This is a genomic window from Zongyangia sp. (assembly GCF_965361945.1).
Window position 1 is genome coordinate 1 of sequence record NZ_CBDTOK010000104.1, and the last position, 10178, is coordinate 10178.

Here is a 10178-nt window from a genome sequence, read left to right on the forward strand (position 1 = left end):
GCCCCATGGGAGCAGAAGACGGAATCGGGTGTGTTCTCCACATCCCGCTCCGGGTCATAGCCCTTGGCTTCGATGACCTCTTGGGCATTGTGACAGGGAGCATACCCCTCAAACCGGAGGCTGATCCGTCCGGTGCCGCGGGTGGCGGAGATGAGAGTCTGGGGATAGTCCGCCATGCAGGCGGCGGGCGCCCGCCCACGGACCTCCATCCGCTCCCCTACAGACTGGGGAGGCTCGGCCTCCCCCTGCATCCGTTGAATGTCAAACAGGACCCGTCCCAGGTCTCCGCTGTCCACCTCGATCACAAAGGAGAGGATGGGTTCCAGCAGCACACTTTCCCCGCTCATCAGCCCTTGGCGGATGGCCCGGTAGGTGGCCTCCCGGAAGTCGCCTCCCTCGGTGTGCTTAAGATGGGCCCGCCCTGTGACAAGGGTGATAACCACATCGGTCAGCGGGGCGCCGGTGAGCACTCCCAGATGCTCCTTTTCCAGCACATGGGTGCGGATCAGCCGCTGCCAGTTTTGATCCAGCACATCGGTGGAACACCGGCTCTCAAAGGTGATGCCGCTGCCCGGCTTTCCCGGAGAGAGGCGCAGATGAACCTCCGCGTAATGCCGCAATGGCTCAAAGTGTCCATAACCCATGACGGGAGCGGCGATGGTCTCTTTATATAAAATTTGCCCGGGGCCAAATTCCACCTTTAGCCCATAGCGCTGGGCGGCCAGGGATTTAAGCACTTCCAGCTGCACCTTTCCCATGACCTGGATCCGCAGCTCCCCCAGCTTCGGGTTCCATTGGGTGTGAAGGGATGGATCTTCGTCGGCCAGTTGGGAGAAGATGGACACCGCTTCCGGGGCGGGGACAGTAGCGGGAAAGAGAACTTGGGAGGAGAAAAGGGGAGCGCAGAGGCCGGGGCTAAGATCTTCTTTGCCGCCGAAGCCCTGACCTGCCTGGGAATGCTGTAAGCCGGTGACGGCTACAATATCCCCGGCCTGGGCGCTGTCGACGCTTTCATATTTCGCCCCCTGATACCGGCGGATTTCATTGACCTTTTCCCCTAGGATTTCATCCTTGACCCGCAATATGCCGCTGCGCAGCCGAAGAAAGGCCAGACGATTGCCCTTGGCGTCGTGGCGGATTTGGTAAATATGGCCGGAGAGGGGGGCATCTAGGTCAAATTCTACCTGGGTGAGAGCATGCAGGGCAGATAAAATCTCGCCGATTCCCGTCCCTTGCAGAGCCGATCCGGAAAAACAGGGGAAAAGGCGTTCCTCCTGAATGAGCTGGCGGGCGGCAGAGAGCCATGCCCTCTCGTCATAGCCTCCCTCCAGATAAAGGGCTAGGAGGTCGTCGTCCTGGGCGGCGATGTCCTCGCACAGTTCCCCTGAAAAACGGACGCCATCGAACTCCCCATCAAAGCTTTTGACGTAGGGGGAGAATTTTTCCTGCAATTTTTGCAGCACCCCTACAGGGTCGGCGCCGGGGCGGTCTATTTTGTTGAGAAAAAGAAAGGTGGGGATTCCCTTGGCTCTCAGCAGTCGCCAGATGGTTTCGGTATGAGCCTGGATGCCTTCGGCACAGCTGACAATGAGGATAGCGTAGTCGAGGACGCCCAGCACCCGCTCCATCTCAGCGGAAAAATCGGCGTGGCCAGGGGTGTCCACCAGGATATATTCCTCTCCCTCCAGGGAAAAGGAAGCCATACCGGAAAAGATGGTGATGCCCCGCTCCCGCTCCAGGGGATGGCTGTCCAAAAAGGCATTTTGATGATCCACCCGGCCCAGGGTGCGGATGGCGTGGGTATGGTAGAGCAGCTGCTCGGAAAAGGTGGTTTTGCCCGCGTCTACATGGGCGAAGATACCGATGGCCTTTTTCATGAAGCATTCCCCTTTCTCGAACCTTTCAAACGGTTCTATTGTAGCCCATTTGAAAACCAGGCGCAAGGTATTTGCGGTTTTATCCTGATTCGACTATAATAGGAATAGAACCACTGACATGGGGCGAGGCAATCTATGAATATCCAGCGATTCTCACCCTTTGCAGCGGCTCAGATAGGAGGACATGTATGCACTTGTTTATTGCCATTACGTTAGAAAGCGCCATTAAAGATAGGTTATGCACCATGGCGAAGGCTTTGGCGGAAAGTTCCTTGTCCGGCAGTTTTACCCGGCGGGAGAACATGCATCTGACCCTTGCTTTTATTGGAGAGACCACCCGGCTTTCCGCCGTCAAAGCGGCGGTGGACTCTGTAGTAGCCCCGCCATTTTCCTTGATGATCGGAGGGATTGGACGGTTTCGCCGCAACGATGGGGACATTTGGTGGACAGGCGTTCGGAAGGACCCGACGCTGCTCGATGTCTACCGCCAGCTGCGGGCTTCGCTGACCGAGCGGGGATTTAGGATCGATGAAAAGGAGTATACACCCCATCTGACCTTGGGACGGAGGATCCGGCTGCGGCCCGACTTTGATCGGGCGGCTTTTGCATCACGCATCCCTGTGTTAGAAATGCCGGTGCACAAGATCAGCCTGATGAAGTCAGAATTTGTCGGCGGCAGGGTCAGCTATACCGAGCTTTATGCCAAGGCATTGGGCTAAAACTCCCCACTGCCCAGGGACAAAAGAGAAAGGAAAAAACAGATGAGCGTATTATTTCTGGAATATCCCAAATGCAGCACCTGCCAAAAGGCAAAGAAATGGCTGGATGAAAGAGGAATCTCCTATGAGGATAGGCATATTGTGGAGCAAAACCCCACAGCGGAGGAGATAAAGGCTTGGCGGGAAAAAAGCGGGCTGCCCCTCAAGCGCTTTTTTAATACCAGCGGGTTAAAATATAAGGAGTTAGGGCTGAAGGACCGTCTTCCTCAGATGAGCGAGGAAGAGCAGTACGCGCTACTCTCCACCGACGGAATGCTGGTCAAGCGGCCCATCGTAGTGGGCGACGACTTCGTTTTGGTGGGATTTCGTCCTGCGGAATGGGAGCAGCATCTAGGATAGATTTGGTCTCCGCCTATGGTGGCCTATCAAAAAAGGAGAAGAATGATGACCACGGATTTACAAAAGATCCCCGGTGTGGGGAAAAAGATGGAAGAAAGTTTCCGCGCCATGGGAATCCACTGGGTGGAAGACCTCCGGGGGCGGGATCCCCAGGAGCTTTATGACCGATGGTGCAAGAAGGAAGGCGGCCGGGTAGACCGCTGCGCCCTTTATGTCTTTCGTTGTGCGGTCTATTATGCAGAGACGGAAAATCCGGACCCGGAAAAGCTCAAATGGTGGAATTGGAAGGATGATTGATAGCTATGCAGCTTTCTATAAAACAAATTACCCAAAATAAAGAGGAGTGGATGCCCCTGCTTCTGCTGGCGGATCCGGACGAAGGGATGGTCAAAAAGTATCTGGATCGGGGGCTGATGTTGGGAGCCTTCGGGGACGGTCAGCCTGCTGGTGTTATTGTGGCTGTGCCGCTTCAGGAGCCAGGCCAGTGGGAGATTAAAAATATGGCGGTAGCCCCTCGCTATTGGCGTCGGGGAATCGGGACCCTGCTCATCGAAGAGATAGAAAACTGTCTGCCCCCTGATGCGGATACCCTCTGGGTGGGAACTGGGGACACTAGCACAGGCCCCCTTGCTTTTTACGAGAGCTGTGGCTTTCACTTTGATCATGTATTGGAAAACTTTTTTGTGGAACATTATCCTGAACCTATTATCGAAGATGGAAAACAGTGCGTGGATATGTATTACCTGAAAAAAGAGCCGGGGAAATGGTGATTCCCCGGCTCTTTTCAAAGGAAGATCCATTGACATGGTCAAAAACGAAACCTATAATGAAGACAAAAAATAGGGAATGAGGTGCCGGCATGGAGAAGATAGAACAGCTGCAGCAGATGATTGACCGAAGTGAAAACATCGTGTTTTTTGGAGGCGCCGGCGTATCCACCGAAAGCGGCATTCCCGACTTTCGCAGTGTGGATGGGCTGTATCACCAAAACTATGACTATCCCCCGGAAACCATCATCAGCCATAGCTTTTTTGTGGCCCACCCTGAGGAATTTTATAAATTCTACAAGGAGAAGATGCTGATCCTCAACGCCCAACCCAACGCGGCCCACCGAAAACTGGCGGAATTGGAGCGGTGCGGTAAGTTAGCGGGCGTCATCACCCAGAATATCGATGGACTCCATCAGGCGGCGGGCAGCAAACGGGTATTGGAACTGCACGGCAGCGTCCACCGAAATTACTGCATGAAGTGCGGCAAGTTTTATGATGCTGCTTATATCCGGGATGCTGTCGGCATCCCACGGTGTACCTGCGGCGGTATGATTAAACCGGACGTAGTGCTCTATGAGGAGAGCCTGGATGGGAATACCCTGGAGCAGTCGGTAGAGATGATCAGCCATGGGGACATGCTCATCATCGGCGGCACCTCTTTGGTGGTATACCCGGCGGCAGGGCTCCTGCGCTACTACCGAGGAAACCGGCTGGTCGTCATCAACAAATCGCCGACCCCTATGGATGCCAAAGCTGACCTGCTTATCTCCGGCAAAATTGGAGAGGTCTTAGGCAGGATCAACTGTTCGAAAGTATAAAATAAAAAGGAGGCGCTTTCCCAAAAGCGCCTCCTTTTTGCCCGGATCATTCTAAAATTTTCGCCCAATGATTTAATAGAGTACCCAGAAATAGATATACGCGGGGATTACCGCCGCCAAGGTAAAGGGGATACCGATGCGGATAAAATCTCTGGTTTTAACTTCGTAACCGTTTTTACGCAGGATGCCGATACCGGCAATGTTGGCGGAAGCTCCGATAGGGGTACAGTTGCCGCCCAGGGTGGCACCGGACAAAAGGCCGAAGTACAGGAGTGTCGGCGGGATACCTAGAGCTTGAGCCAAACCGGTTACAACGGGAAGCATAGTGGCTACATAAGGAATATTATCGATAAAGGCGGAAAGCAGAACAGACGCCCAAACAATAACTGTATAGATAACAAAGACATTACCACCGCCAAGTTTTGCTAGAAGCTCTGCGGCCGCATCAATAACGCCCATATGGGTAATGCCGCCAATCACCAAAAACAGGCCAAACAGCAATCCGATGGTTTCAAAATCGATGGCTTTAATAGGATGGATTAGGGCGCCACGATTGTGGGTTTTTGCAAAACTATAAAGGATGCCGATGATCATGAGCCCAACACAGATAAGACCGTTGGTGATATCTGGTTTGTTGGGAATGAAGGAGGCACTGATGAGTAAAACAATCATCCCCACCAGTAGAATAGAGGGAACATAATCGGTGACAACGGTTCTCGGCATCCCCTTGGGAACAGGTTTCTTTTCTTTTCGGAACAGCCATGCCAGGATGAGAGCAGATACAATGGCCCCCAGCTCTACAGCGAAGAAGATACCGGGTTTGCCCTCGTAAACAAAGAAGTCCAAAAAGCTCATATTGGCATAGGAGCCCAGCATAATGGCGGTAGTATCGCCCACCAGGGTTGCCGCGCCCTGTAGATTGGAGGACACTGCGATGGCGATAATAAAGGGGACAGGGTTGGTGTCTAGCTTTTTGCAGATCTCCAATGCGATGGGGGCGACCATAAGAACGGTGGCAACGTTGTCGACAAAGGCGGAAATAATGCCCGCAAAAAGCGCCAGTGCAACAGCTGCCATCTGAATGTTGGGGACCTTTTCCATTACCAAGTCAGCGAGAAGTGCCGGCATCTTGCTGTCGATAAACAGCTGGACAAGCCCCATGGTGCCGGCGATCATCAAAAGCACATTAAAATCAATAGCGCCGACGATCTGATCCAGTGGAAGCATGCCGGTAATGATAAAGATAGCCGCAGAAGCAATCGCTATATAGGGACGATATTTGCTGAATGCCAACATCAAAACATAGGTGATGGCAAACAGGATGAGTGCATAAACCATTTTAACATCCACTCTCCTCATTTTTTTACCCTATTATATTCGTATCAACATTTATTTTCAATCATGATTCGACAATTGTAGTAGTTTTGTTGTTAACATCAAAATTTTCTTGACAAAGTAGGCTGTTTTTTGTATCCTGATTGTAGACCAAAAAAATAAAAAAGTTGACAATTGAGGAGACAATAAACATGCAGATGAAAACCTCCACCCAGAAAATCACCTTTTGCGCCTTGTTTGCAGCGCTGACGGCCATTTTGTCCCAAATTGCCATCCCCATTGGACCTGTTCCCATCAATTTGGCCACCCTGGCGGTGTTTATTGCCGGCGGCCTTATGGGCCCGGTTTGGGGTGCTGTCAGTATGATCGTCTATGTGGCCCTGGGTGCTGTAGGCGTACCCGTTTTCGCCATGTTCACTGGTGGAATCTCCATCATCGTGGGGCCGACGGGAGGCTATATTATAGGATACATCGCGGCTGCCTGGCTTATCGGACTGATCGTTTCCAAATGGGGAAGGAAGGCGTGGCAGCTCATCATCGCCATGGTAGCTGGATTGGCGGTGTGCTATGCGCTGGGAACTGCCTGGTATATGTATTCCACGGCAGCCGGTTTGGGTGCAGCCCTCCTGTCCTGTGTGATCCCCTTTCTGCCCGGAGACGCGGCCAAAATTGCGCTGGCGGTCATAACTGTTTCCGCCCTGAAAAAGAGGCTGGCATGGTAGAGCTACGGCCCCATCACGGGCTTTGTATCCGCTATTTTCAGGGGAAGGGTTACAGTCCGGAATTTGTCAATCGGATGCTGGAAGTAATCCACAGGTTGCAGTCGGAACCGGAGCAAAAGATCCGTCTCCATTCCGGTGCCGACGTCCTTTGTAAGTGCTGTCCCAACTGCCATGGAAAGGAATGCAGCGGGGAAAAGCCGGGGAGATACGATCGAATATGCCTGGATCTCTGCGGCCTTGACGACGGTGCAGTCATCTCCTGGAAAGAGTTTTGCCGCCTGGTAGAGGATCATATTATTATCCCAGGCAAGCGCGCCCAGGTATGTGGGGACTGTCAATGGAGTCGGCTGTGCAGATAAAAGGAGGGAGCCAAAGCTCCCTCCTTTTTTGAGGACTATTCAAATTTGTCTGCCAGCATCCGAAAGAAACGTCCCAATGCATGATTCTTTTTCTTGACAGGTTCGGGGGCAGGTTGTTTCTTTGCCATCTCCCGGGCGGTAGCGATGAAATACTCCTGAGAGTTGACCAGAGGCTCCCCAGGGGCCAGCTCTTTTTTGAGGTAGCGGCCGTCGCTTTGCAAGACCCGGGCTTTGACGTTATCCCGGAGCATGATGTCCACAATTTTGAGCACCCGTTTTTTAATATTGGGGTCTAAAACGGGACAGGCAATTTCCACCCGTCGGTCGGTGTTGCGGGTCATCATATCTGCGGAACCGATGTAAATCTTCGGATCCTCCCCGGCGCCAAACACATAAATCCTAGGATGCTCCAAAAAGCGCCCTACAATGCTGATGATATCGATGTTATCCGTCTTCCCCGGGACATGGGGAACAATGCAGCAGATGCCGCGGACAATCATCTGAATCTGTACGCCAGCCTGGGAAGCTTCAGCCAATTTATCGATGAGCTTGCGCTCGGTGATGGAATTCATCTTTAGGATCATTTTGGCCGGCTGGCCCGCCTTTGCCTTGGCGATTTCCTCGTCGATGCAATCGAGCAGGGCGTTTTTCAGGGAGTGAGGCGCCACCAAAAGCCGGTTGTAGCTGCCGTCCAGGTTGGCAATGGCCATATTCTTGAAAAAGACAGCGGCGTCGGTACCGATTTCCTGATTGGCGGTCATGAGACAAAGGTCGGTATAAAGCTTGGCGGTTTTTTCATTGTAGTTGCCGGTACCCACCTGGGTGATGTACTGGATATTTCCCTTGTCCCGGCGGGTAATTAAGCAAATTTTTGAATGGACTTTAAAGCCTTCAAAGCCGTAAATGACCTGGCAGCCGGCTTCTTCCAGCCGTTCGGACCAGTTGATGTTGCTTTCCTCGTCAAAGCGGGCCCGAAGTTCCATGAGGACGGTGACGTCCTTGTTGTTTTCCGCCGCTTGGGCCAGGTATTCAATGAGCTTGGCTTTGCTGGCCAAGCGGTAGATGGTGATCTTGATGGACAGGACATTGGGATCGTTGGCCGACTCCCGGATCAGCTGCAGGAAGGGATCCATCTGCTCATAGGGATAAAACAGCAGCACGTCATGGCGCAGCACCTGGGAGGTGACGCTCTCCGCCCGATTGAGGGAACGGGAGGGCTGGGGTTCAAAGGGCTGGTAGGTAATCCGGTTGAGGGTGGTCTGGGGGAATTTATCCTGGAGGGAATAGACATAGCCCATGTTGAGGGGGGATTTGGACCGGAATACCTGCTCTTTGCGCAGGCCTAACCGTTCACAGAAATATTCTGCCAGGGGTGTATCTACATCCCCCTGAATCTCCATCCGCACCGGGGCAAGGCGGGCTCTCTTTTTCAGCACCTTACGCATCCTCTGGCGGAAGTCGTCGTCGATCTCAAAGCTTTCATCCTCGGGGCTGATGTCAGCGTTGCGGGTAATGGAGATTACCGCCTTATCCGCGATATCATACATGTCGAAAACCTGGGAGGCATGCTCCAAAATGACCTGCTCAGTAAGAATATAACGCACGCTACTGCCCGGCAGAAAGATCACCTTGGGCAGAGAGGCGGGAACGGGGATGATGCCGTAGGTGGAGCCGCCTTTATCCTTGAGCATGACGGCGATGTACAGCGCCTTATTTTCCAGGTGGGGGAAGGGATGGTGGCTGTCTACCACCTGGGGGGATAGGATGGGCAGAATATAGTTTTTAAAATATTTTTCTATGTATTTTTTTTCGGAACTTTCCAGCTCTTTCACATGGAGATTGTAAATATCATGCTGGCGCAGACGCTCCTCAATCTCGGAAAAGGATTTGTCCTTCTGCTTGCAAAGGGGTGGAACGGCCTTAAAAATGTTGGCCAGCTGCTCTTTTGGGGTCAGCCCTGTTTTGTTGTCCACATGCTCCTCCTTGAGCAAGGCCATGTCGAACAGGCTCCCCACCCGGATCATAAAAAATTCATCCAGGTTGCTGGTAAAGATGGAAACAAATTTGAGCCTCTCGTAGAGAGGAACTTCTGGATCACGGGATTCTTCCAGCACACGTTCGTTAAATCGTAACCAGGAAAGCTCCCGATCTTGGGTGTAGCTGAAGTCACCATGGGATTTTGCCATTACAATACACTCCTTATGCTTTAAATGGCCATGAGACGAAACGATTATTCTAGGCAGCTGGTGCCAGCTGCAGCTACCTACAGATTGATTTATTATACTTATTGTAACATATGTTTTGCAATCGAACTATTGTAAAATTTACGGTAAATCTATGTAAAATTGTGACAGTTCTCACAAGAAATTAGAGATCATTGGCTTTCTAGCCGTAGCAAATAACTTGGAAAATACGGTTGAGCAAAAAAACACCGCGCGTTATACTAAGGATAATCAAAGGACAAGGAGGAAAATCCGTGAAAACTAAGCGGGAAGCAATTAATTACTGTCTGGGGCTGCCTGGGGCCTACGAGGATTATCCTTTTGACGACGGGGAGTGGACCGTGATGCGCCATCGGGAAAATCGAAAATCTTTTTGCATGATTTTCCTGCGGGAGGGACATACCTGGCTCAACCTCAAGTGCGAGCCTATGGAGGCGGATTTTCTCCGCCGGGCGTATGACGCGGTGATTCCCGCCTATCATATGAATAAAGTCCACTGGAACTCGGTGATCCTGGACGGAAGCGTTCCGGAGAAAGAGATTTTCCGCATGATCCGGATGAGTTTTGATCTGACCCGGCCGCCCCTGTCCAAAGCGTCCCGCCATAGGGAGAATATGTGATAAAGTCACACGGCGGGATTGCAAAAACTTCCACCTTTATAGTATAATATCCCCGATTCTAAAAGACAAGATTCCCCTGAAAGGAGAATGTCAAAATGAAAAGATGGATTGCGGCCATACTCTGCTTGAGCCTTTTGCTGGCGATGTTCGCCGGCTGCGCCTCGGAGGAGGCCGGCTTGGAAAGCGGGGTTTCCACCAGCGCCCCGGCGTCCCAGGACGCCTCGGAGGCGCAGCCCATTGACCTGGGGGAAATTTTGACTGTAGATATTGACGGCAAAGAGGTGACCCAGGAGATTTTTGCCGGCCATAAGTTGACGGTGGTCAATGTCTGGGCCAC

The 10178-nt window shown here is 52.3% G+C and carries 11 protein-coding genes and 1 pseudogene; 9 read left to right on the forward strand and 3 right to left on the reverse strand.

The window, feature by feature from the left end; translation table 11 throughout:
- Positions 1 to 1877: GTP-binding protein (locus ACZ25G_RS06990; RefSeq protein WP_463681971.1), on the reverse strand; the 1877-nt coding region annotated here is incomplete at its 3' end.
- A 188-nt stretch (positions 1878 to 2065) separates the two neighbouring features.
- Between ACZ25G_RS06990 and thpR the strand changes: the two genes are divergently transcribed.
- The 5 genes from thpR to ACZ25G_RS07015 all read left to right on the forward strand — a co-directional run bounded on the left by thpR (position 2066) and on the right by ACZ25G_RS07015 (position 4583).
- A complete protein-coding gene (gene thpR / locus ACZ25G_RS06995) occupies positions 2066 to 2596 on the forward strand; it encodes an RNA 2',3'-cyclic phosphodiesterase (protein ID WP_463681972.1) in 531 nt (176 codons plus the stop codon).
- Positions 2597 to 2638: 42 nt separating this feature from the next.
- Positions 2639 to 2995: a Spx/MgsR family RNA polymerase-binding regulatory protein gene (locus ACZ25G_RS07000; RefSeq protein WP_191509410.1), complete on the forward strand. Its 357-nt coding sequence runs from the start codon at positions 2639 to 2641 to the stop codon at positions 2993 to 2995.
- 45 nt (positions 2996 to 3040) lie between these two features.
- The gene (locus ACZ25G_RS07005) at positions 3041 to 3292 is read left to right on the forward strand and encodes a helix-hairpin-helix domain-containing protein (RefSeq protein ID WP_463681973.1); all 252 of its coding nucleotides are present in this window, start codon (positions 3041 to 3043) and stop codon (positions 3290 to 3292) included.
- Positions 3293 to 3297: 5 nt separating this feature from the next.
- On the forward strand, positions 3298 to 3765 hold the full coding sequence (locus tag ACZ25G_RS07010; protein WP_463681974.1) for a GNAT family N-acetyltransferase: 468 nt from the start codon (positions 3298 to 3300) through the stop codon (positions 3763 to 3765).
- Between the two features lie 89 nt (positions 3766 to 3854).
- Positions 3855 to 4583 carry an NAD-dependent protein deacylase gene (locus ACZ25G_RS07015; RefSeq protein ID WP_463681975.1) on the forward strand — a complete coding sequence of 243 codons (729 nt, stop codon included), beginning with the start codon at positions 3855 to 3857 and terminating at the stop codon, positions 4581 to 4583.
- Positions 4584 to 4655: 72 nt separating this feature from the next.
- Here ACZ25G_RS07015 and ACZ25G_RS07020 read toward each other — a convergent pair whose 3' ends face one another.
- Positions 4656 to 5921, reverse strand: a complete 1266-nt coding sequence (locus tag ACZ25G_RS07020; RefSeq protein ID WP_463681976.1) for an ArsB/NhaD family transporter — start codon at positions 5919 to 5921, stop codon at positions 4656 to 4658.
- A gap of 188 nt (positions 5922 to 6109) precedes the next feature.
- Between ACZ25G_RS07020 and ACZ25G_RS07025 the strand changes: the two genes are divergently transcribed.
- Together ACZ25G_RS07025 and ACZ25G_RS07030 are read left to right on the forward strand one after the other, a co-directional pair.
- Entirely contained in the window at positions 6110 to 6640 is a 531-nt protein-coding gene (locus ACZ25G_RS07025) for a biotin transporter BioY (RefSeq protein WP_463681977.1), read from the forward strand.
- On the forward strand, positions 6634 to 6999 hold the full coding sequence (locus ACZ25G_RS07030; RefSeq protein ID WP_463681978.1) for a DUF1284 domain-containing protein: 366 nt from the start codon (positions 6634 to 6636) through the stop codon (positions 6997 to 6999). Before ACZ25G_RS07025 ends, ACZ25G_RS07030 begins: the two co-directional genes overlap by 7 nt.
- A gap of 35 nt (positions 7000 to 7034) precedes the next feature.
- On the opposite strand, the gene ppk1 is transcribed toward ACZ25G_RS07030, so the two are convergent.
- Entirely contained in the window at positions 7035 to 9185 is a 2151-nt protein-coding gene (gene ppk1 / locus ACZ25G_RS07035; protein WP_463681979.1) for a polyphosphate kinase 1, read from the reverse strand.
- A gap of 290 nt (positions 9186 to 9475) precedes the next feature.
- Between ppk1 and ACZ25G_RS07040 the strand changes: the two genes are divergently transcribed.
- On the forward strand, positions 9476 to 9841 hold the full coding sequence (locus ACZ25G_RS07040; RefSeq protein WP_463681980.1) for an MmcQ/YjbR family DNA-binding protein: 366 nt from the start codon (positions 9476 to 9478) through the stop codon (positions 9839 to 9841).
- A 95-nt stretch (positions 9842 to 9936) separates the two neighbouring features.
- A pseudogene (locus ACZ25G_RS07045) lies at positions 9937 to 10178 on the forward strand (hypothetical protein); the annotation flags it as partial.

Excerpts from the sequence above, each read along its gene's own strand:
- ACZ25G_RS07025 (WP_463681977.1), top strand. The coding sequence starts at position 6,110 with ATGCAGATGAAAACCTCCACCCAGAAAATCACCTTTTGCGCCTTGTTT.
- ACZ25G_RS07005 (WP_463681973.1), top strand. The coding sequence starts at position 3,041 with ATGACCACGGATTTACAAAAGATCCCCGGTGTGGGGAAAAAGATGGAA.
- thpR (WP_463681972.1), top strand. The coding sequence starts at position 2,066 with ATGCACTTGTTTATTGCCATTACGTTAGAAAGCGCCATTAAAGATAGG.
- ACZ25G_RS07015 (WP_463681975.1), top strand. The coding sequence starts at position 3,855 with ATGGAGAAGATAGAACAGCTGCAGCAGATGATTGACCGAAGTGAAAAC.
- ACZ25G_RS07030 (WP_463681978.1), top strand. The coding sequence starts at position 6,634 with ATGGTAGAGCTACGGCCCCATCACGGGCTTTGTATCCGCTATTTTCAG.
- ACZ25G_RS07010 (WP_463681974.1), top strand. The coding sequence starts at position 3,298 with ATGCAGCTTTCTATAAAACAAATTACCCAAAATAAAGAGGAGTGGATG.
- ACZ25G_RS07020 (WP_463681976.1), bottom strand. The coding sequence starts at position 5,921 with ATGGTTTATGCACTCATCCTGTTTGCCATCACCTATGTTTTGATGTTG.
- ppk1 (WP_463681979.1), bottom strand. The coding sequence starts at position 9,185 with ATGGCAAAATCCCATGGTGACTTCAGCTACACCCAAGATCGGGAGCTT.
- ACZ25G_RS07000 (WP_191509410.1), top strand. The coding sequence starts at position 2,639 with ATGAGCGTATTATTTCTGGAATATCCCAAATGCAGCACCTGCCAAAAG.